We start from the raw sequence: 20,318 nt of genomic DNA, 5'->3' as shown, positions 1-20,318 counted from the left end.
GGGGCTCTCACACTCGGATTCGGGGGTCGAGGACGGCGTAGAGCACGTCCGCCACGAGGTTCATCAGCACGGCGGCGGTGCCGGTGACGAGGAAGAAGGCCATGACGGGCATGGGGTCCACCTCGCGCAGGCCGGTGGCGAAGAGCTCACCCATGCCCTTCCAGCCGAACACCTGCTCCGTGATCACCGCGCCGCCGATCAGGCCCGCGAAGTCGAAGGCCATGATGGTGGTGATGGGGATGAGGGAGTTGCGGAACGCGTGCTTCAGGATCACCTGGCGCTCGCCCAGGCCCTTGGCCCGGGCCGTGCGGATGTAGTCCTGGCGCGAGACCTCGAGCATGGAGGAGCGCGTGTACCGCGAGTACGTGGCCACCGAGATGATGGTCAGCAGGATGGTCGGCAGGACGAGCTGCGCGCCGCGGTCCAGGAAGAGCACCCAGAAGTGGCCCTCCATGTTGGGGGTGCCCGAGCCGATCACGGAGATCGGGCGGGGCTTCATGCGCAGGAGCGTCGGCCAGTAGTTCATCAGGTGCTCGGCCACGATGGCCACGCCCATCAGGAGCGCCGTCACGATGGAGACGGCGACGGCGGAGCCCTTGGAGAAGCCGCCGAGGAGGCGTCCCACGAGGACGGCCACCAGGATCGTGAGCACCCCGAGGCCCGCGAGCAGCAGCCCGGAGGGGTTGGTCATCAGCAGGCCGTAGGTGGCGTAGTAGCCGACCATGCCCAGGGCCACGGTGACGAGCGCCGCCTTGAGCACCGAGCGGTTGCGCAGGCCGGCGACCACGATGGTGGCGCCGACGGCGACGGCCAGGCCGATGAGCAGCTGGACGATCGGGCCCATCCGCGGGTTGCGCCAGAAGTCCATCGCGAACAGCAGCCAGCCGACCAGGACCACGAAGGCCGCGGTGGTGGCGAAGGTGAAGAGCCGGCGCTTGGCGTCGCCGGCCATGACCGCCTGCAGCATCAGGCCGGCGATCAGCGCGGCCAGGAGCAGGGCCGGCCAGCTGAGCGTCGGGTCCGCGATCCAGTCGTTGAACCGGATGCCCAGGTATTCCTTCAGGATCACCGCGGCCCAGAAGACGGGCAGGGAGAAGAAGAGGAAGATCAGGAACGTCACCGCGTAGTCGAGGCCCGAGTACTGGCGGATGGCGGTGATGATGCCCACCGCGACGCCGATGATGATGGCGAGCACGGTGGCCAGCACGACGAGTCGCAGGGTGGAGGCGGCGGCCAGGCTGAGCAGCTCGCCGACCGGCTGGCCGGAGCGGTTCGTGCCGAGGTCGCAGCTGCCCGTGACGCAGCCGCCCACGCCCTTCAGCCAGTCCCAGTAGCGGACGTACCACGGCTGGTCGAGGTTCATGAAGGCGGTGCGGGCGGCGATCAGGTTCTCGCGGTTGTTGCTCTGCGACTCCCGCAGGTCCGAGAGGGGGTCACCGGAGTGGACCGTGAGGAAGAAGAGGAGGATCGAGGCGCCGAACAGCACGAGGATCGAGCTGCCGAGGCGCTTGAGGATGAATTTCAGCACAACAGGGGGTGGCCTTCCGTGCGCGTGCGGAGGATGAGGAGGTGCGGCGGAGCCGCGGTTCACGGAGAGAGCCCGGCCGGGTCACGGCCGGGCTCTCACCGGGGTCTGCGGCGCGTGCCCATCACTGGAGGGCATCACGCGTGCAGGGCGTCAGCCACGCGTCACTGGACGCGCTTCCACTGCTCCACGTTCCACAGCGCGCCCGACTGGGCGGCGGTGTCGCGGACGTTGGCGACGTTCGCGTTGTGGCCCACGATACCGGGGTGCGCGTACAGCGGGATGGCCTGGAAGTCCTCCCACAGCAGCTTCTCGATCTTCTTGACCTGCTCGAACTGCTCGGCCTCGTCCAGGGAGGAGGCGAGCTTGTCCCACGCGGCGTCGACCTCGGGGTTCGAGTAGTTCATCTGGTTCTGGGCGCCGGTGGTCTTGTAGATGTTGGCACCGGAGGCCTTCTGGCCGGAGCCGGACCACGCGAAGAGCGCGGCGTCGAAGTCGCCCGCGGGGAGGACCTCCTTGAAGAACACGGTGCTGTTCGTGTCCTGGATGTCGAAGCCGGCCTGGTCGCACGAGGACTTGATGAGCGCGACGGTCTCGGTGCGGCGCGGGTTGCCGGCCTGGTATCCGAGGCGGACGGTCGGCTTGTCCACGCCCGACTTCTCGACGAGCTCCTTCGCCTTCTCGATGTTCGGCTGGTCCAGCTCGGTGTTGTAGGACTCGGCGATGACCTCGTCGTACGTGTCCTGGAAGGGGAACACCTCGCGGGCGTTCATGACCTTGGCCTCGGGGTAGATGGGCTTGATCAGCTTGTCCACGATGTCCTGGCGCGGCACGCAGAGGGCGAACGCCTCGCGCAGCTCCGGGCTGTCCGCGAACACGGAGCCCTTGCCGCGGTTGTAGTCGATGTGCTCCCAGGTCAGCTGGTCGCCGGTCTGGATGTTGACCTGGTCGCCGAGGCCCTTGAGCTGCTCCAGGGTGTCCACGGTGGCCTGCGGCTCGATGACGTCGAGGTCGCCGTTCTGCAGGGACTGCACGTGGGTCTTCGGGTCGGCGAAGCGGAGCACGAGCTCCTTCGTGGCGGCGGGGGTGCCCCAGTACTCCGGGTTGGCCTCGAGCGTGATGCTCTGGCCGGCCTGCCAGCCGTTCTCCTTGAACTTGTAGGGGCCCATGGAGGGGATCAGCGCCGGGTCCGGGAGCTCGCCGGGGTTGAAGTCCCACTTCTCGTTCCAGAACTTGGCGGCCGGCGCGAGGGCCTCGGCGTCCTTGGCCTTGGCGGCGTCGACGAGCTCGGTGAGCTCCATGCCCGACTGCTCGGCGATCACGTGGGCCGGCAGGGCGGAGCCGATGAGGATCTCCCAGTCCGCGTAGGGCTCGGCGTAGGTGACGGTGAACTCCTTGCTGTCCGCCTCGCCCTCCGGGGCCTCCGGGATGTAGGTGCCGGGGTCACCCGTGATGGAGTCGAACAGCGGGGGCAGGTTGCCCTCCTCGTCCTTCTCGCCGTTCGGATCGGTGATGGTGGGATTGTCCGCGGCCCACTGCACGATGAAGTCGGCGGCGGTGACAGGAGTGCCGTCGGACCACTTCGCGTCCTCGTTGATCGTGTACTTGACCTTGAGCGGGTCGTCCGAGACCTTCTCGTACTTGCCGAAGTCCTCGTTGCGGATGATGGAGCCGTCCGTGCCGAAGTAGTAGAAGCTGGAGAACATGCGGTCGACCACGGCGGAGTTGTACGTGGTGTACGTGTTGGACTGCACGCCGTTGTAGGAGAGGAAGTCGTCCGCGCCCACGGAGTAGGCGATCGAGCCGTCCTCGGTCTTGACGTCGCCGAGGTCGGCCATGGAGGGGCCGTCGGCCTTGGCGGTGAGCTTCTGACCCTTGTCGCCCGTCAGGACCTCGCCGGAGCCGGACGCGGAGGCGTCGCCGGAGCCGGCGGCCTTGGAGCCGTCGCCCGAGGCGGCCGGCCCGGCCGGGGCGCACGCGGAGAGCATCAGGGCGGAGCCGGCGGCGAGGGCCGCGGCGGCGGAGAGCTTGGTGTACTTCATGGAAGGGGCTTCCAATCATCAGAAGGTGCAATGGGCGCCTCCCCCTTCGTGCGCCGCAAGGGGCTTCCAGGGTTCGAGACGGCCTCCGGACCGGCCCTAGTCAGGGCCTCTCCGTGAGATGCACCACACTGTAGCTGGATCGGGCCGGAATGCGAAAGCACCGTCACACGGGTGTCATTCGGCACCCGCCGGAATGGCTCTGCTCACGCCGCCGCACCCCCACGCTCTTTGAGGAGCGTCCGCACCGCCCACGCGCCGGACATGCCGTGCACGCCGGCCCCGGGCGGGGTCGAGGAGGAGGCCAGGTAGAGCCCCGGGCGTCCCGCGCGGTGCGGACGCAGGCTCGCGGTGGGGCGGGCGAGGAACTGGGCCCCGCCCATGGATCCGCCCGCGATGTCCCCGCCCACGAGGTTGGGATTCCACGCCTCCAGGTCCGCCGGACGCGTGGCGTGCGCCCGGACGATCCGGTCCCGGAAGCCGGGAGCATGGCGCTCGATCTGCGCCTCGATCACGGGGCGCACGTCGCCCGGATGGCCGTGCGGCACGTGGGCGTAGGACCACACCACCGTGCGCCCCTCGGCGGCCCCCGTGGCGCGGGAGGGATCGGCGGACTGCTGCTGGCACAGCATCACGAACGGCCGCTCGGGCATGCGGCCGGCCGCCGCCTCGGCCTCGGCGTGCTGGATCTGCTCCGCCGTCCCCCCGAGGTGGACGGTGCCCGCGCCGCCGAGCCGCGCGTCGCGCCAGGGGATGGGCCCGTCGAGGAGGAAGTCCACCTTGGACACGGCGGCGCCGTAGCGCCACCGGCGAAGGCGGCGCGCGTAGGAGGCAGGGAGGTCCGCGCCCCGCATTCCCAGCACCTGACGGGGCGTCAGGTCGAGCAGGACGGCGTCGGCCTCGGGCAGGGAGCGCAGGTCCGTCACCTCGTGGCCCAGGTGCAGGCGGCCGCCGTGCGCCTCGAGCACCTTCACGAGCGCCGCCACGATGGAGCCGGAGCCCCCCTCCGCCACCGGCCATCCGGTGCTCATGCCGAGGGCCCCGAACAGGGCACCGAACGCGCTCGTGAGCGGCCGTCCGGGCGGCATCATGGCGTGGACGGAGGAGCCGGTGTAGAGCGCGCGGGCCTGCTCCGTGCGGAACACTGTCCGGGCCAGCAGGGCCGCGGGCCATGGGGCGCGCACCCCGAACCGGGCCATCGTCACGGGGTGCGGCCAGGGGCGCACCATGGGGCCCAGCACGTTCTCCACGATCTCAGCGGGGTGCCCCACCACCGCGCGGTGGAGGAGCCGCCAGGCCCGCGCGTCCTCGCCCAGCCCGTCGGCGGTGGCGTCGAGGTCGCGGTGGAGGATGGCTGCCGGCCCGTCCTGCAGCGGGTGGCCCATGGGCACCGCGGGGTGCACCCACCGCAGCCCGTGCGCCGTGAGGTCGAGCTCGTGGAAGGCCGGGCTCACCACGCCGAACGGATGTCCGGCGGCGCCGAGGTCCACCACGGTCCCCTCCCCCAGCACGGGCGCGGAGGCCGAGGCGCCGCCGGGCGCCGCATTGCGCTCGTAGACGTCCACCTCCCAGCCGGCGCGGGCCAGCAGGGCCGCCGCGGTGAGGCCGTTGGGGCCGGAGCCGACCACCACCGCGCGGCCGGGGTCGACGTCCGGCAGGTCGAAGCCGGTGCCGAGGGTGGGGGCGATGTGGGACACGGGGACCTCCGGTGCGGGTCGTCGGACTGCGGCGCCGGGCTCCCGGCGGGGCCGCCGGTCCCGGTCTCCGTAGGATGGTCGCACGCCGCTGGCCCCGTCCGCAGGAGGTGATCGTCGGGTGGATCCCTTCTGGACCGCTGTGGCCCTGACGTGCTTCGCCGGCGCCGCGACGGTGCTGGGAGGCCTGCTCGCCGTCGTCGGGCGCCCGCCCACGGGGCGTGGGCTCGGGTTCGCGCTGGGGCTGGCCGCGGGCGTCATGGTCGGCGTGTCTGCCCTCGAGATGGTGCCCGCGTCCGTCGCGGACCTGGCCCCGAGCCTCGGCCCGCTGGCCCTCCCCGCGGCCGCCGCCGCGGTCCTGGCCGGCGCCGGCGTGGTCCTTCTCCTCAGCCGCCTCCTCCCCGGCCCCGCCGACCTCCCGGCGGCGTCCCCGCGGGCGGACGCGTCCTCCCCGGCCCTCGACGCCCGGCGGCTGCACCGTCTGGGCCTGATGACAGCCGGGGCGATCGGCCTGCACAACGCCCCCGAGGGGTTCGTCACGTTCGCCGGCACGCTGCAGGACCCGGCCGTGGGCGTGGCGCTCGCCGTCGCGATGGCCGTGCACAACGTGCCGGAGGGCGTGGCCGTGGCCGTCCCGGTGCGCCAGGCCACCGGATCGCGGGCGCGCGCATTCGGATGGGCGGCCCTCACCGGGCTCGCGGAGCCCGTCGGCGCCGTGGTGCTCTACCTGCTGCTCTCCCCGTTCATCACCCCGGCCCTGCTGGCGGTGGTGTTCGCCGCCGTCGCCGGGGTGATGACGGCCCTCAGCCTGGCCGCCCTGCTGCCCGCGGCGCGCGCGGCCGGAGGCCTTCCCACCGCCGGGGCGGGCGCGCTGAGCGGCGCCGCGGTGATGGCCCTGTCCCTCGCACTGCTCGGCTGACCCGACCCTGCGTCGCACGGCTCAGTGGACGAGCGCCTCCTGCAGCACGGCCTCGGCCTCGCGTTCCTCGCCGCCCGCGGTCTGCCACGTCACGGTGATGCGGGCCCCCACGTTGTGGTCGTTCACCAGGCGGGACATCGCGCTGGCGTCCCCGCCCACGTCCTGGCCGTCGATCGCCAGGATGAGGTCGCCCGGCACCAGGCCGATCCCCTCCCCCGCGGAGTCCGGGCCGACCTCCAGGACGCTGACGCCCTCGGGCGCCGAGGCCACGACGATGCCCAGCGCGCCGTCCGCGCCGATGCTCACCGTGTCCGTCTCCTCGCCGGAGAGCACCTGCTCCACGACGGAGAGCGCCACGGGCAACGGGATCGCATACCCGTCCACGTCCTGCGCGGTGGTGCCGTCGCTCGCGGCCACGGTCACGGCCACCACCTGGCCGTCCGCGTCCACGAGGGGGCCGCCGGAGTAGCCCGGCACCACGTCCGCGTCCGTCTGGACCAGACCGGTGAGGCGCGCGTAGTCGTCCGTGCCCTCGGTGGCGGCCATGATCGAGCGGCCGGTGCCGAGCACCTCGCCCCGCACCGCGGTGAGGAACCCCTGCCCGCTGCCGTTGCCCACGGCCGCCACCTCGGCGCCGCGGCGGAGCGGGCCCGTGGACACGCTCGCGACCTCCAGGTCGTCCACGCCGTCGACGTCCAGCACCGCGATGTCGTGCTGGGCGTCCCGGCCGAGCACGGTGGCCGCGTGACGCTCCCCGGTGTCCGCCACGGTCACGAAGACACGGGAGGAGTCCTCCACCACGTGGTAGTTGGTCACCGCGAGCCCGTCCGCGGAGAGCACGATCCCGGTGCCCGTGCCCATCATCGAGCCCAGCACCGTGTCCACCAGCAGCACCCCGGGCGCGTCGGTGACCTCCACGCCCGCGTCCAGGCCCTCGCCGCTCCCCCCGGGGGCGGACCAGTCGACGGCGATCCCGTCGTGGGCGCCCTCGAGCGCTGCGGTCAGCCCGCTCGCGTCCGCGGCGGGCGGGGCGGCGCCGCCCGCGCCGGCGTCGGACCGCCCCGCGGAGGACGCCGACGGGCGGTCGGCCGCGGCCAGGTCCCGGATCTCACCGGTCACGAGGAGGGTGACGCCCACCGCGAGGACGATCGCGCCGAGCACGCCCAGGACGGAGACGAGCGTCGCCAGCGGGGAGCGGCGTCGTCGGGCGCCGCGGGGAGGCCATCCGGCGGGCGGCCCGCCCGACGGAGGCATGGCCGTGCTCAGGCGCGCACGGCGGCCAGCGCCGCCTCGTAGTCCGGCTCCGCGGTGATCTCGGGGACCAGCTCGGTGTGCACCACGCGGCCCTCCGGGTCCACCACGACGACGGCGCGCGCCAGCAGCCCGGCCATGGGGCCGTCCGCCAGCTCGACGCCGTAGACGGCCCCGAAGTCGGAGCGGAACACGGAGGCCGGGCGCACGTTCTCGATGCCCTCGGCGGAGCAGAAGCGGGCGGCGGCGAACGGCAGGTCAGCGGAGACGGCGAGGACCGTGGTGTCCTCCAGGTCCGCCGCGCGCTCGTTGAAGGTCCGCACCGAGGCGGCGCACACCCCCGTGTCCAGGGAGGGGAAGACGTTGAGCACCACCGTGCGTCCCGTCAGGTCCGCGAGGGACACGGGGGCGAGGTCCTGGCCGACGAGCGTGAACGCCGGAGCCTGCTCACCGGGCGAGGGGAGCTCGCCGACGGTGTGGACGGGGGTGCCGCGGAAGTGGGTGGTCGCCATGGTGGACAGCCTAGGATGAGCGCGAGCCGCCGCGGCGCGTCCGCGCCCGGAGTCGGCGGTGGGCGAACAGGAGAGAGCCGCCGTGCATGAACCCCTGACCTCGAACGTCACCGACGTCGCGCTGCTGTTCGAGGGGGGCGGCATGCGCGCCTCCTACACCTCCGCCGTGGTGGCCGAGCTGCTGCGCGAGCGGATCCACGTGGACTTCGTGGCCGGGATCTCGGCCGGCTCCTCCAACTCGGTGAACTACCTGGCGCGGGACGCCGAGCGGGCCCGCGCCGCGTTCGTGGACTTCGCGGACGACCCGAGGTTCGGGAACTGGCGCACGTGGGTGCGCGGCAAGGGCCTGTTCAACGCCGAGTACATCTATGAGCACGCCGGGCTGCCGGAGGCGGACCTGCCCTTCGACTTCGCCACGTTCGAGGCCAACCCGGCCCGCCTCGTGCTGGCCGGCTTCGACGCCCGCACCGGCGAGACCCGCTGGTGGGACCGCTCCGACATGACCTCGCTCGGCGACCTGATGGTGCGCGTGCGCGCCTCCTCCACGATGCCGGTGCTCATGCCCCCCGTGCACGCGGAGGGCACGGTCTTCGTGGACGGCGCCCTCGGCGTGGACGGCGGCGTGCCCGTCACGGCCGCGGATCGGGCGGGGTTCACGAAGCTGCTCGTCGTGATGACCCGCGAGCGCGGGTACGTGAAGCGACCCGAGCGCTTCCCCGCCTTCTACCAGCGGACCTTCCGCCGCTACCCGGCCGTGGCCGAGGCCCTCCTCACGCGGTGGCGGCGCTACAACGCCACGCGCGAGCGCCTCTTCGAGATGGAGCGCTCCGGCGACGCCTACCTGTTCGTCCCGGAGACCATGCCGGTCGCCAACGGCGAGCGCTCCGTGGCGAAGCTGGCGGCGGCCCACGCGCTCGGGCTGGAGCAGGCGCGCCGCGAGATGCCCGCGATCCGGGAGTTCCTGGGGCTCTGAGGGCTCACCCGGCGCCGCCGGCCGAGTCGGGCAGCCCGAACACCGAGTCGAACACGAACGCGTACACGGCCGCATAGACGAGGAAGAACACCAGCAGGCCCGCCTCGATGAGGAACGCCTCCCACAGGCTCACACCGAGGATGAGCGCCACAGCGGGGACGAGGAAGAGGATGAGACCCCCCTCGAACCCCACCGCGTGCAGGGCGCGCACCCACCAGGGGCGGCCGGCGATGCCCGCGGTGCGCTCCCACCGCTCGAAGAGGGAGTTGTAGACCACGTTCCAGATCAGCGCCACGGTCGAGGACACCACGGCGACCGCGAGCGAGGACCCTCCGGGCTTGCCCAGCGCCGCCAGGATCCCCGTGGTGAAGAGGATGGCCAGCGCCTCGAAGACCACGGCGTACACGACGCGGCGCTGCAGCGGCGTGCGGAAGACCCGGCGGGCCACGAGGGCGCGGCGGCCGCCGGGGCCGCGGGGAGAGGACGGGGAGAGGACGGGATCGGTGGGCATCGCGGCTCACCCTAGCGACTTCCGCCGCCGACGACCTCGAGCTCTCCGGCATGGCCGCGTGGCTGCGCCATCAGGCGGACGAGGAGATCGTCCACGCCAACACGTTCATCGACCACGTCACGGACCGCGACGGCTTCGCCCGCATCGGCGCGATCGCCGCCCCGCCCGAGGCGAAGAGCATGACCGCCCTGGAGATCTTCCGGGCCGCGCTCGCGCACGAGCAGAAGGTCTCCGAGGCGATCCGCGAGCTGTACCGGGCCACCGAGTCCGCGGGCGACCTCAACTCGCGCCCGCTGCTGAACTGGTTCCTGGACGAGCAGATCGAGGAGGAGGCCACCGTCTCCGAGATCGTGGGCCAGCTCGAGCTCGTCGGCGACGACGGCTCGGGCCTGCTCCGCATCGACAGCCGCCTGGGCTCCCGTCCCGTGGAGACCACCGAGAACGACGCCTGAGCCCACCGGCGGCCTCGTCGGCCGCGCACGCACCGGCCCGGTCCCCCACGGGACCGGGTCGGTGCCGTGTCCGTCCTCGCCGCTATGCTCGACCTGCGCCCTGTCCGCGCACCGGCGCGCCCGTCGGCCCCACCCCAGGAGGAACCATGGTTGGACTCGTAGCCCTGCTCGACGACGTCGCCGCCCTCGCCCGCCTCGCCGCCGCGAGCGTGGACGACGTGGCCGCCGGAGCGGGACGCGCCGCGGCCAAGGCGGCGGGCGTGGTGGTCGACGACGCCGCGGTGACCCCGCAGTACCTGGCCGGCGCGGCCCCGGCCCGCGAGCTGCCGATGATCTGGCGGATCACCAAGGGCTCCCTGCGCAACAAGCTCGTGTTCATCCTGCCCGCGCTGCTGCTGCTCGACTGGCTCGCCCCCTGGATCCTGCCGTGGCTGCTGCTGGCCGGCGGCACCTACCTGTCCTATGAGGGCGCGCACAAGGTGTGGGGCAAACTCACCGGCCACGGGCATGCCGACGACGAGGAGCCCGCCGTCGAGCGGGGTCCGGAGGCCGAGGACACCGTGGTGCGCGGGGCCATCACCACGGACTTCATCCTGTCCCTGGAGATCATGGTCATCTCCATGAACGAGGTGGCCGACCTGGGCTTCTGGATGAAGGCGGCGATCCTGGCGGTGGTGGCCGTCGTCATCACCGTGGGCGTGTACGGGGTGGTGGGGCTGATCGTGAAGATGGACGACGTCGGCCTGCACATGAACCAGAACGCCCGCACCTCCGGTGCCCGCTCGTTCGGCCACGGCCTGGTGAAGGCCATGCCCATCGTGATGACCGTGATCACCGTGATCGGCACCGTCGCGATGCTGTGGGTGGGCGGCCACATCGTGCTGATGGAGCTCTCGGCGCTCGGCCTGCCGTGGCTGTACGACGCCCAGCACCACCTCGTGGAGCCCGTCACCCAGGCCGCCGGCTCCGTGGTCGGCTGGCTCGTGGAGACCCTGAGCTCCGCCCTGTGGGGCCTGCTCTGGGGCTCGGTCGCCGTGGCCGTCATGGCCGTGATGGGCCGCCTGCGGGGCAAGAAGGAGACCCTGCAGCACTGACCCCGCGTCGGACGCAGGAAGGGCGCCGTCGGATCCTCTCCGACGGCGCCCTCGGCGTCTGGGGGGGCAGGTCAGTCCGCCGTGAGGAAGGTACGCACGGCGGAGACGAACGCCTCCGGCTGGTCGGCGTGCACCCAGTGCGAGGCGTCGCGGACCATGACGCGCACGACGCGCGGGAAGAGCGCCTTCATCTCCGGGACGTCCTCGTCGAGGATGTAGTCCGACTTCTCGCCGCCGAGCCACAGCACGGGGTGGTCGAACACGCGGTCCGGGTCCTCGGGGACGACCGGGTCCGGGAACCGCCCGACCTCCTCGAGGTGCTCGAAGAGCATCCGCACGTTGGGCTGCCATGAGAAGTGCCCGCCCTCGCGGCGCAGGTTCTGGAGGAGGAAGCCGCGCACACGTTCGTCGTGGACGTGCTCGGCCATCGCCGCGTCCGCCTCGGCGCGCGTGGAGTAGGCACCGAGGTCCATCTCCAGCATGGTGCCGAGCAGGTGCACGAACTCGTCCGTGGCCGAGGGGGACATGCGCGGGGAGATGTCCACCACCACGAGCCGCTCCACGAGATCGGGGTGGCGCAGCGCGAGGACCATGGCCACCTTGCCGCCCATCGAGTGGCCGAGCAGGTGCACGGGCCCGTCCGCGGCGAGCCCGGCGCGCAGGTGCTCGGCCACGCGGTCGGCCATCCCGGGGTAGTCCACCGCGTCGGTCCACGGCGACTGGCCGTGGTCCGGGAGGTCCACGAGCTCGAGCGTGAAGTCGTCGGCGAGCGCGTTCGCCACGCCCGTGAAGTTGCGGCCGCGGCCCATGAGGCCGTGGAGGAATGCGACGCGGTGCGGGCCCGATCCCACCGTCGTGGAGGCGAGGGGCTCGACGTCGGTGAGCGGGGAGGAGGAGGAGTCGGTGGTCGGCACGGGCTCCAGGGTAGTGCCGCGCGGGCCGAGGGGCGCGGCGTCCTCGCCTCCGGCGCCCTCGAGGACACGGGGCGCGTCCGCGAGGGCACCCGGCACCGGCCGCCGCCGGCCTCAGCCGGTCACGCGGGGCGCCCGGGTGTGCGCCGCGTCGGACATGTCCTCGAGCTCGCGCCCCTTGGTCTCCGGGATCATCGTGGCGACGAAGAGGAACGAGAGGGCTGCCATCACCGCGTACAGGCCGTAGGCGAACATCAGGCCGAGGTCCGCCAGCGCCGGGAACGTCGTGGAGATCGCGAAGTTGGCCACCCACTGGGCGGACGCGGCCACCGCGAGCGCCCCGGCGCGGATGCGGTTGGGGAACATCTCGCCGAGCAGGACCCACGTGATGGGGCCCCACGAGACGCCGAAGAACACCACGAACGCGTTCGCGGCGATCAGCGCGACGGTGGACATGGGAGCGGCGAGCACCACCGAGGAGGAGCCGTCGGCCGCGGTGACGGCCGTGGCCGTGGAGAAGGCGTAGGCCATCGCGCCGAGGCTCACGGCCATGCCCGCGGAGCCGACCAGCAGCATCGGACGGCGCCCCACCCGGTCCACGAGGGCGAGGGCCACCAGCGTCACCACGATGTTCGTGACGGAGGTGATCACCGTGATCGTCAGGGCGTCGGACTCGCCGAAGCCGACCGAGCGCCACAGCGTGGTGGAGTAGTAGAAGATCACGTTGATCCCCACGGCCTGCTGGAACACGGAGAGCAGGATGCCGACCCACACGATGGGCTTGAGGCCAAGGGCGCCCCCGCGCAGGTCGCGCAGGCTCTCCCGCTGCTCGGAGTTCAGCGAGCGGCGGATGTCCTCGATCATGGGGGCCGGGTCGGCGACGCCGGTGAAGTCGCGCAGCACGTGGGCGGCGTCGTCGAGCCGGCCCCGGGCCACGAGGTAGCGCGGTGACTCGGGCAGGCGCAGGGAGCAGACGCCGTAGAGAACCGCGGGCACGGCCGCCGCGAGGAACATCCAGCGCCACGCCGGCATGCCGAACCACAGCGTCTCGGCGGCGCCGCCGGCGACGTTGGCGAACAGCGCGTCCGAGAGGAGCGCCACGAAGATGCCGAGAACGATCGCCAGCTGCTGCAGCGATCCCAGCCGGCCGCGGACCCGGGCCGGGCTGACCTCCGCGATGTACGCCGGTGCGATCACCGAGGCGGCGCCGACGCCGAGTCCGCCGACCAGACGCCACAGGATCAGGTCCACGACCCCGAAGGCGAAGCCTGAGCCGATCGCCGAGACGAGGAAGAGCACGGCCGCGATCACCATGACGGGGATGCGGCCGCGGCGGTTGGCCAGCGGTCCGGCGAACCAGGCGCCCACCGCGCAGCCGATCAGCGCGGAGGAGACCGCGAAGCCGGTGAGGGCGGGGCCGAGCGCGAAGTCCGCCGCGAGGGCGTCCACCGCACCGTTGATCACCGACGTGTCGAATCCGAACATGAACCCGCCGAGGGCGGCGGCGAGGCTGATGCCCACCACCCTGGCGTTGAGTCGCGAGGTGACCTGCCCCGCGGGGGCGTGCTGCTCTGCCATGGTGGGCCGCTTCCCGTCTTCGCTGGGGCCGCCTCGCGGCACTCCGGGCTCGTCTCCTCCCGCCTCATGCTGCCCTCCGGCGTGGCCACGGGCGAGGTGTCGTCGAACTCCGCCGTCCTGTGGGCCCGCAGCTCGAGCACCTCCCGCCTGCGCGCCGTGCTCCGCGCCGTGGACGAGTCCGGGCAGGTGCTGCGCGGGCGCTTCCAGCACGGCGTGACCCTGCGCTCGGGCTGGGTCTCCGGTCAGACCGACCACACCGCCAAGATCGTCGCGGGCAGGCTGCCCCCCGGCACCCGCTTCGAGGTCACCTACGCGTTCGAGGACGAGCTGGGCCGCCTCGGCGAGTCCGCCGTCGCCCACTTCACCACGGCCCCCGGCACGCGCTTCGGGAAGAAGACCACCGCCGCGCAGTCCTTCGTGTGGACCGCGGACACCGCGGGCCAGGGGTACGGCATCAACCCCGAGATCGGAGGCATGCGCGGCTACGCGGCCATGCACGCCACCAACCCGGACTTCTTCCTCCATTCGGGGGACACGATCTACGCCGACAACCCGATCCCCGAGACCGTGGAGGTCAGGGGCGAGCCCACGTGGCGCAACATCACCACCGAGAAGACGTCCAAGGTGGCCGAGACGCTGAACGAGTTCCGCGGCCGTCACCGCTACAACATGATGGACGTCAACCTCCGCGAGATGTACGCGGACGTCCCCGTGCTCGCCCAGTGGGACGACCACGAGACCACCAACAACTGGTGGCCCGGCGAGGTCCTCAAGGACCCCCGCTACACGCAGGTGAGGGACGTGGACACGCTCGCCGCCCGCGCCCGCCGCGCGTGGCAGGAGTACATGCCGATCGCCGACGGGCGCGCCCTGCGCGGCGGTGACGGCTTCGAGCCGGCCCGCATCCACCGCAAGATCTCCCGCGGCCCCTCACTCGACGTCTTCGCCCTCGACATGCGCACGTTCAAGGGCGAGAACACCCCCGGTCTCGAGCAGACCGAGACGCCGATCCTCGGCGAGGAGCAGCTGCAGTGGCTCATCCGCGAGCTGCGCGCCTCCACCGCCACGTGGAAGGTGATCGCCAACGACCTCCCGCTGGGCCGCGAGCGCGAGCTGGCCCGCCTCCTCAAGGCGATCAAGGACCACGGCGTGAAGAACGTCGTGTTCCTGACCGGAGACGTGCACGACTGCGCGGCCCATCACTACTCCCCCGAGCGCGCGACGTTCACCGACTTCGAGCCCTTCTGGGAGTTCGTGGCCGGGCCCATCAACGCCGGCTCCTTCGGGCCCAACGCCCTGGACGGCACGTTCGGCCCGCGCCTGGACTTCGAGGCGCACGGCCCCGTCATGGGCTCCCCGCGCACGGGCGAGCACCAGTACTTCGGGCACGTGGAGCTCCCCGAGGACGGCCACGAGTTCCGCGTCCGCCTGATCAACGCGCAGGGCACCACGGTCTACTCGCGCACGTTCACCGCGCGCTGACCCCGGTGCCGGGCTCCGGCCCGGCTCCCCACGACGACGGCGACGCGCCCCGGGCGGGGAGGCGTCGCCGTCGGCGCGTGCCGGGAGGAGGCGGCGGGGACGCAGGACCGGGAGCCGCGGCCGCCCGTCGTGACGGGCATGGCCGCCGGCCGCAATGAACGAGAGTTCGCCCATCGCCCGGCCTGGGTCGCGCTAGCGTCTCGCCCATGTCCCCCTCGCCCTCCGAGGACGCCGCGCGCCTCGACACCCCCGCCACGGCCGACGCCGCCCCCGCTCGGCGCCCCCGCTTCGGCCTGCTCGCGCGCGTCCTGACCGGCATCGTCCTGGGCATCGTCCTCGGCCTGATCGCCCCCGACTGGCTCGCCCGCACCGCGGCCACCTTCGCCGGGCTCTTCAGCGGGTTCCTGGGCTTCATCGTCCCGGTCCTGATCCTCGCGCTCGTGGCGCCGGCGATCGCCGAGCTGGGCCGCGGCGCCGGGCGGTGGCTCGGGCTCACCGCGGCGATCGCCTACGCCTCCACCGTGTTCGGCGGATTCCTCGGGCTGGCGGCCGGGCTCGCGGTGTTCCCGCACCTCCTCACGCCCGGCTCCATCTCCTCGGTGACCGACCCCACCGCAGGGCAGGCCGAGGCCTTCTTCACGGTGGAGATGGCGCCGCCGTTCGGCGTCATGACCGCGCTCGTGCTCGCGTTCGTGATGGGCATCGGCATGACGCTGATCCCGCGGGGCACCCTGCAGCACGGCTTCGAGGAGCTGCGGAGCATCGTCGAGAAGGTGATCAGCGGCGTGATCGTGCCCCTGCTGCCGTTCTACGTCTTCGCGACGTTCCTGACGATGGCCGCCGCCGGAGGCGTCGCCGAGGTCGTCCTCACGTTCCTGGGCGTCATCGCCCTCGTCTTCGTCCTCACGCTCGTCCTGCTGCTCGTGCAGTTCGCCGTGGCCGGCGCGGTCGCGCGCCGGAACCCGTTCACGGCCCTGCGGGCCATGCTCCCGGCCTACGCCACCGCGCTGGGCACCTCGTCCTCGGCCGCGACCATCCCCGTGACCCTGCGCCAGGTGGGCACGCTCGGCGTCCGCCGTCCGGTGGCCTCCTTCGTGGTGCCCCTCGCCGCGACCATCCACCTGGCCGGGTCCACGGTCAAGATCGTCTCCTTCTCCCTGGCCGTGCTCGTCCTCTCGGGCCAGGCCGTGGACGTCCCCGTGATGATCGGCTTCATCTTCATGCTGGGCATCACGATGGTGGCCGCGCCGGGCGTGCCGGGCGGGGCGATCGTGGCGGCGTCGGGGCTACTGGCCTCGATGCTCGGCTTCACGGAGCCGCAGGTCGCGCTCATGGTGGCGACCTACCTCGCCATCGACTCGTTCGGCACGGCCACGAACGTGACGGGCGACGGCGCGATCGCGCTCATCGTCGACCGTGTCGCCGGCGACCGCATCACGGCGGCGACGGGCGGCGCAGGCCCCACGGAGCCCACCGGCCTCACGACCGCCGACTGAGTCCGCGCGGCTGACGCCCCTGCGCGTCCCGGCCGAGGACAATGGGGCGCATGCTCATCGTCCTCGGCCCCTCCCCCGCCTCCGGCGGCGCGGCCGCGCCGCCGGACGAGTGGTCCGCCGTCGTCGTCCCGGACGGCGAGGGCGCCCCCGAGCCCGCGGTGCGCTTCCGCCGCGCCCAGGCGCCCGACGTCGTCCGGGGCCTGCCTGCCCGCCTCGGCGCGGAGGCGGCGCAGGTGCGCTGGGTGCTGGCCTCAGTGGCCGAGGCGTACGCGCCGTGGATCGCCGCGGGCGTGCACGTGGACCGCTGCTGGGACCTCGGGCTCGTGCAGCGGATCCTGACGCGTGCCGCGTCCGCCCCCGGCAGCGGGGTGGGGCCGACCGGCGGCTCGGGCGGCGCGGGCTACCGGCCCGTGTGCGAGATCCCCGTCCTCGAGCCCGAGGACCCCGCCGTCCGCCCCCGCCACGATCCCGCCCAGGACGCGTTCTTCGACCTGCCCGGCGCGGCGCAGACCGGGCCGGACGCGCTCATGCTTGCCGCGGAGCTGAGAGCCCAGCGCGCTGCGGTCGAGCGCTCGGCGCACCCCCACCGGCTGCGCCTGCTCGTGGCCGCCGAGTCCCAGGGGGCCCTCGTGGCCGCGGAGATCCGCGCCGCCGGCCTGCCGTGGAGCCGGCCCGTGCACGAGGCCCTGCTGGCGGAGCAGCTGGGGCCGCGCCCGCCCGAGGGGGAGCGCCCTGCGCGGCTGCAGGCGCTCGCCGAGCGGATCGGCGCGGCCCTCGGGGCCCCCGGCATGAATCCGGACTCGCAGCCCACGCTCCTGCGGGCCCTGCAGACGGCCGGAGTCACCGTGGAGTCCACGCGGCAGTGGGAGCTGAACCGGTGGATCGAGCAGGGCGGGGCGGCGCGCCAGGAGCGGGCCGCGCTCCTGGCGCCCGTGATGGAGTACAAGGCGCTCGCCCGCCTCTGGACCGCCAACGGCTGGCACTGGCTGGACCAGTGGGTGGGCCAGGACGGCCGCTTCCACGCCACCTACCTGGTGGGCGGCGTCGTCACCGGCCGCTGGGCGGCCCACGGGGGCGGCGCCATGCAGGTGCCCTCCGGAGTGCGCGACGCCGTGCGCGCGGATCCCGGCTGGACCCTCACGGTGGCCGACGCGTCCCAGGTGGAGCCGCGGATCCTCGCGGCGATGGCCCGCGACGAAGCGCTTGCCCGGGCCGGCACCACCCCGGACCTGTACCGCGAGGTCGCCGAGCAGGGACGCGCCGCGGGCACCGCGCTGGCCGACCGCGCCCGCGCCAAGGTGGCGCTGCTCGGGGCGATGTACGGGGCGACGACGGGCGACTCCGCCGCGCTCATGCCGCACCTGCGCCGCCTCTACCCGGCCGCGATCGGCCTGCTCGAGCGCGCGGCCGCGGTGGGCGAGGCCGGGGGTCAGGTCTCCACGTGGCTGGGCCGCTGGTCGCCGGCACCGGATGGGGAATGGCTCGAGTCGGTGGCGGACGTGTCCACGCAGGCGGCCGAGTCCTCGGCCCGACGTCGGCGGCGCTCGGCCGGGCGCTTCACGCGCAACTTCGTGGTGCAGGGCACCGCGGCCGAGTGGGCGCTGTGCTGGATGGGCGAGATCCGCCGGCGGCTGCGGGCCGCGGGGATGGCCACGCAGCTGGTGTTCTTCGTGCACGACGAGGTGGTCCTCCACGGACCCGCGGAGGAGGCCGAGGCGGTGCGCGCCCTCGTGGCGGACGCGGCGACGGCGGCGGGGCGCCTGCTGTTCGGGCAGGCACCCGTGGACTTCCCGCTCACCGTGGCGAGCATGGGGTCCTACGCCGAGGCGAAGTGACGGGACCTGCCCACGACGCGCGCGGCGCCGGCGGGGCCGCTCACGCCTTCTTCACCACCGAGGACTTCAGGTACATCTGGCCCGCGCCCGGCACCTTCGCCGCGATGTCGTCCCCGTCGGCCAGCGGATTGCCCACCGCGTCCCGGGTCACGACGGCGGCCTCGGCCTCCGCGGGCGCGTCGCCCTCCTCGGCGGACCATTCGTGGCCGCACATGGGGCACGTCAGGAGGGCGCCGGTGCGAGGGCCGTCAGGACGGCAGGGCGCCGCTCGTCATGAGCGAGAGCATCATGAGGTCCTGCTGCGTGAGGCGCACGGCGCCGTCCGGCACCGCGAAGTCCCGCACGTCCTCGGAGAGGTCCAGGGCGATGGGCATCTCGGAGTCGCGCATGCGCTGGAGCTGCTGCCGCTCCTCCTCCGTGGCGTCCGCCGCCGGCTCCATCAGGTCGGCGAACTGCATCGGGTCCGTCTCGACCCGACGCATCACGGTGTCCTCCACGGTGTAGACCATGTCCAGGGTGCCGTCGTTGAGCCGGGCGAGCAGCTCGTCCACGTCCGGGGTCTCCTCGCCGCTCTGCGCGGCGAGGTGCTTGCCCACGAGGTCCTTGTTCGCCTCGACGTACTCCTTCACGCGCAGGCGCATGCGGTAGCGGCCGTCCTCCACCTTCTCCGTGTCGCTGTGGTCCAGGAGGGCGTCCTGCAGCTGCTGCCGCTCCTCCCCCGTGAGGCCCTCCGTGTCCACGCCGGCCTGCTCCTCGAGGCCCTGGGTGACCTGCTCGGCCAGGGTGCTGTCGAGACCGAGCCACCCGCCGGTGACCAGGGTGCGCATCCACTCCATGCCGGAGGGGATCGCGTCGAGCTGGCTCTGCATCTCCGCGAGCGTCGGGGCCTCTGCGCTGCCGCTCAGCCGCATGAGCGCCGGCAGGTCCGCCCGGACGAACAGGTCCATGTCCCCGGTCTCGAGCGCCTGGAGGACCATGGAGTCCTTCACCTTCACGTCCATGCCCCAGTCCATGTCCTCCGGCCGGGCGAGGGTGCCGAGCGTCTGGTCCGTGGTGCTGCGCACGTCCATCACGACCGTGGTGTCCCGGAGCGTGGTGATCACACGGTCGAGCGACTCGCGGTCCTCAGGGGACATCGCTCCGTCGGCGGACTCCATCGCGTGGCGCAGCTGCTCTTCGCTCGCCGTGGTGCGGATCTCGGTGCGGCGCTGCTTCTGTGCGTCGACGTCCTCGAAGGCGGAGCGCAGGACCTCGTCCGGCTTCGGCTCGAACATCCCGCAGCCGGAGAGCGTGAGCGCCCCCGCCAGTCCCAGTGCGGCGATCGTGGTGGTCTTCCTCATGACGGTCCTGTCCCCTCGTGCGTGGCCGACGGCGGGCCGTCCGCTCACGGCCCGCCCAGCATGAACGCTAACAGGCGTGGCCGCCTCCCCGGTGCGCCGCACGGCCCCCGTCGGCAGGTCCGCGGACCAGAGAGCCCGCGCCGTCGTGGCGCCCGGAGAGGGCCGGTGGGATCCTGGGTGGATGCACCCCCTGACCCCGCGCCGACGGCGCCCCGCCCCCGCCTGGGCCCGGCGAGCCGATTCCGGGCGGCGCCGTGGATGAGCTGCGCGTCCGCCCCGGCCCCGGCGCACCGCGCGGGCTCCGGGTGCCCGCCGACGAGCTGACGGAGCGGTTCTCCCACGCGTCGGGGCCGGGCGGGCAGGGCGTGAACACCGCGGACTCCCGCGTCCAGCTCAGCCTCGACCTCGCCACGACCACAGCGCTCGACGAGGCCCAGCGCGCGCGGGCCCTCGACCGCCTGGCCACGAGGCTGCACGGAACGGTCCTGACCGTCGAGGCTCACGAGCACCGCTCCCAGCGGCGCAACCGCGCGGCCGCCCGCGAGCGCCTCGCCGGTCTGGTCCGGGACGCGATCGCTCCGCCCGTGCCCCGCCGGCCCACGAAGCCCACGCGCGGGTCCCAGCGCCGCCGCCTCGAGGCGAAGCGGCAGCGCGGCGAGGTCAAGCAGGCGCGCCGGCGCCCTGAGACGCACTGAGCGCTGACGCG

The 20,318-nt window shown here is 73.2% G+C and carries 16 protein-coding genes and 2 pseudogenes; 8 read left to right on the top strand and 10 right to left on the bottom strand.

What is annotated here, in order from left to right; genetic code table 11:
- Positions 1-7: 7 nt before the first annotated feature.
- The 3 genes from KZX60_RS08890 to KZX60_RS08880 all read right to left on the bottom strand — a co-directional run bounded on the left by KZX60_RS08890 (position 8) and on the right by KZX60_RS08880 (position 5,252).
- A complete protein-coding gene (locus tag KZX60_RS08890) occupies positions 8-1,528 on the bottom strand; it encodes an ABC transporter permease (RefSeq protein WP_248117554.1) in 1,521 nt (506 codons plus the stop codon).
- Positions 1,529-1,689: 161 nt separating this feature from the next.
- Complete coding sequence (locus KZX60_RS08885; protein ID WP_248117546.1) at positions 1,690-3,567, bottom strand: ABC transporter family substrate-binding protein; 1,878 nt, start codon at positions 3,565-3,567, stop codon at positions 1,690-1,692.
- 203 nt (positions 3,568-3,770) lie between these two features.
- Positions 3,771-5,252, bottom strand: a complete 1,482-nt coding sequence (locus KZX60_RS08880) for an NAD(P)/FAD-dependent oxidoreductase (RefSeq protein ID WP_348983749.1) — start codon at positions 5,250-5,252, stop codon at positions 3,771-3,773.
- Between the two features lie 127 nt (positions 5,253-5,379).
- Between KZX60_RS08880 and KZX60_RS08875 the strand changes: the two genes are divergently transcribed.
- Positions 5,380-6,177, top strand: coding sequence for a ZIP family metal transporter (locus KZX60_RS08875; RefSeq protein WP_248117542.1), 798 nt, complete (start codon positions 5,380-5,382; stop codon positions 6,175-6,177).
- Positions 6,178-6,198: 21 nt separating this feature from the next.
- On the opposite strand, the gene KZX60_RS08870 is transcribed toward KZX60_RS08875, so the two are convergent.
- Both KZX60_RS08870 and tpx read right to left on the bottom strand, forming a co-directional pair.
- Positions 6,199-7,431 (bottom strand): S1C family serine protease, encoded by a 1,233-nt coding sequence (locus KZX60_RS08870; RefSeq protein WP_248117540.1) that lies wholly within the window; start codon positions 7,429-7,431, stop codon positions 6,199-6,201.
- Between the two features lie 8 nt (positions 7,432-7,439).
- The gene (gene tpx, locus KZX60_RS08865) at positions 7,440-7,940 is read right to left on the bottom strand and encodes a thiol peroxidase (RefSeq protein WP_248117532.1); all 501 of its coding nucleotides are present in this window, start codon (positions 7,938-7,940) and stop codon (positions 7,440-7,442) included.
- A gap of 82 nt (positions 7,941-8,022) precedes the next feature.
- Between tpx and KZX60_RS08860 the strand changes: the two genes are divergently transcribed.
- Complete coding sequence (locus tag KZX60_RS08860) at positions 8,023-8,913, top strand: patatin family protein (RefSeq protein ID WP_248117530.1); 891 nt, start codon at positions 8,023-8,025, stop codon at positions 8,911-8,913.
- A gap of 4 nt (positions 8,914-8,917) precedes the next feature.
- On the opposite strand, the gene KZX60_RS08855 is transcribed toward KZX60_RS08860, so the two are convergent.
- Complete coding sequence (locus KZX60_RS08855) at positions 8,918-9,424, bottom strand: PACE efflux transporter (RefSeq protein WP_248117528.1); 507 nt, start codon at positions 9,422-9,424, stop codon at positions 8,918-8,920.
- A gap of 23 nt (positions 9,425-9,447) precedes the next feature.
- Here KZX60_RS08855 and KZX60_RS08850 point away from each other — a divergent pair.
- Together KZX60_RS08850 and KZX60_RS08845 are read left to right on the top strand one after the other, a co-directional pair.
- Positions 9,448-9,876: pseudogene (locus KZX60_RS08850) on the top strand (ferritin); the annotation flags it as partial.
- Positions 9,877-10,022: 146 nt separating this feature from the next.
- Complete coding sequence (locus KZX60_RS08845) at positions 10,023-10,970, top strand: DUF808 domain-containing protein (RefSeq protein ID WP_248117526.1); 948 nt, start codon at positions 10,023-10,025, stop codon at positions 10,968-10,970.
- 71 nt (positions 10,971-11,041) lie between these two features.
- Here the strand turns inward: KZX60_RS08845 and KZX60_RS08840 are convergent, their stop codons facing one another.
- Positions 11,042-11,884: an alpha/beta fold hydrolase gene (locus tag KZX60_RS08840; RefSeq protein ID WP_248117524.1), complete on the bottom strand. Its 843-nt coding sequence runs from the start codon at positions 11,882-11,884 to the stop codon at positions 11,042-11,044.
- Between the two features lie 111 nt (positions 11,885-11,995).
- Positions 11,996-13,459 (bottom strand): sugar porter family MFS transporter, encoded by a 1,464-nt coding sequence (locus KZX60_RS08835; protein ID WP_248117522.1) that lies wholly within the window; start codon positions 13,457-13,459, stop codon positions 11,996-11,998.
- Between KZX60_RS08835 and KZX60_RS08830 the strand changes: the two genes are divergently transcribed.
- The 3 genes from KZX60_RS08830 to KZX60_RS08820 all read left to right on the top strand — a co-directional run bounded on the left by KZX60_RS08830 (position 13,448) and on the right by KZX60_RS08820 (position 18,272).
- Positions 13,448-14,941 (top strand): alkaline phosphatase D family protein, encoded by a 1,494-nt coding sequence (locus KZX60_RS08830; protein ID WP_248117656.1) that lies wholly within the window; start codon positions 13,448-13,450, stop codon positions 14,939-14,941. The genes KZX60_RS08835 and KZX60_RS08830 overlap by 12 nt on opposite strands.
- Positions 14,942-15,147: 206 nt before the next feature.
- Positions 15,148-16,437, top strand: coding sequence for a dicarboxylate/amino acid:cation symporter (locus tag KZX60_RS08825; protein ID WP_248117520.1), 1,290 nt, complete (start codon positions 15,148-15,150; stop codon positions 16,435-16,437).
- 50 nt (positions 16,438-16,487) lie between these two features.
- Positions 16,488-18,272: a bifunctional 3'-5' exonuclease/DNA polymerase gene (locus KZX60_RS08820; RefSeq protein ID WP_248117519.1), complete on the top strand. Its 1,785-nt coding sequence runs from the start codon at positions 16,488-16,490 to the stop codon at positions 18,270-18,272.
- A 40-nt stretch (positions 18,273-18,312) separates the two neighbouring features.
- On the opposite strand, the pseudogene KZX60_RS08815 reads toward KZX60_RS08820, so the two are convergent.
- Positions 18,313-18,507: pseudogene (locus tag KZX60_RS08815) on the bottom strand (alkylphosphonate utilization protein); the annotation flags it as partial.
- Positions 18,508-18,520: 13 nt separating this feature from the next.
- A complete protein-coding gene (locus KZX60_RS08810) occupies positions 18,521-19,612 on the bottom strand; it encodes a hypothetical protein (RefSeq protein ID WP_248117515.1) in 1,092 nt (363 codons plus the stop codon).
- Between the two features lie 254 nt (positions 19,613-19,866).
- On the opposite strand from KZX60_RS08810, the gene arfB reads away from it, so the two are divergent.
- Positions 19,867-20,307 (top strand): alternative ribosome rescue aminoacyl-tRNA hydrolase ArfB, encoded by a 441-nt coding sequence (gene arfB / locus KZX60_RS08805; RefSeq protein ID WP_248117513.1) that lies wholly within the window; start codon positions 19,867-19,869, stop codon positions 20,305-20,307.
- The last annotated feature ends 11 nt before the right edge of the window (positions 20,308-20,318 follow it).

Source organism: Micrococcus sp. EYE_212 (assembly GCF_023147585.1).
Taxonomy (GTDB): domain Bacteria; phylum Actinomycetota; class Actinomycetes; order Actinomycetales; family Micrococcaceae; genus Micrococcus.
Note: the sequence above shows the minus strand (reverse complement) of the source record. Positions and strands in the feature narration are given on the sequence as shown.

Bases quoted from the DNA above. Each gene is read 5' to 3' on its own strand.
- KZX60_RS08885 (WP_248117546.1), bottom strand. From the start codon at position 3,567: ATGAAGTACACCAAGCTCTCCGCCGCCGCGGCCCTCGCCGCCGGCTCC.
- KZX60_RS08870 (WP_248117540.1), bottom strand. From the start codon at position 7,431: ATGCCTCCGTCGGGCGGGCCGCCCGCCGGATGGCCTCCCCGCGGCGCC.
- tpx (WP_248117532.1), bottom strand. From the start codon at position 7,940: ATGGCGACCACCCACTTCCGCGGCACCCCCGTCCACACCGTCGGCGAG.
- KZX60_RS08855 (WP_248117528.1), bottom strand. From the start codon at position 9,424: ATGCCCACCGATCCCGTCCTCTCCCCGTCCTCTCCCCGCGGCCCCGGC.
- KZX60_RS08845 (WP_248117526.1), top strand. From the start codon at position 10,023: ATGGTTGGACTCGTAGCCCTGCTCGACGACGTCGCCGCCCTCGCCCGC.
- KZX60_RS08835 (WP_248117522.1), bottom strand. From the start codon at position 13,459: ATGGCAGAGCAGCACGCCCCCGCGGGGCAGGTCACCTCGCGACTCAAC.
- KZX60_RS08825 (WP_248117520.1), top strand. From the start codon at position 15,148: ATGTCCCCCTCGCCCTCCGAGGACGCCGCGCGCCTCGACACCCCCGCC.
- KZX60_RS08820 (WP_248117519.1), top strand. From the start codon at position 16,488: ATGCTCATCGTCCTCGGCCCCTCCCCCGCCTCCGGCGGCGCGGCCGCG.
- KZX60_RS08810 (WP_248117515.1), bottom strand. From the start codon at position 19,612: ATGAGGAAGACCACCACGATCGCCGCACTGGGACTGGCGGGGGCGCTC.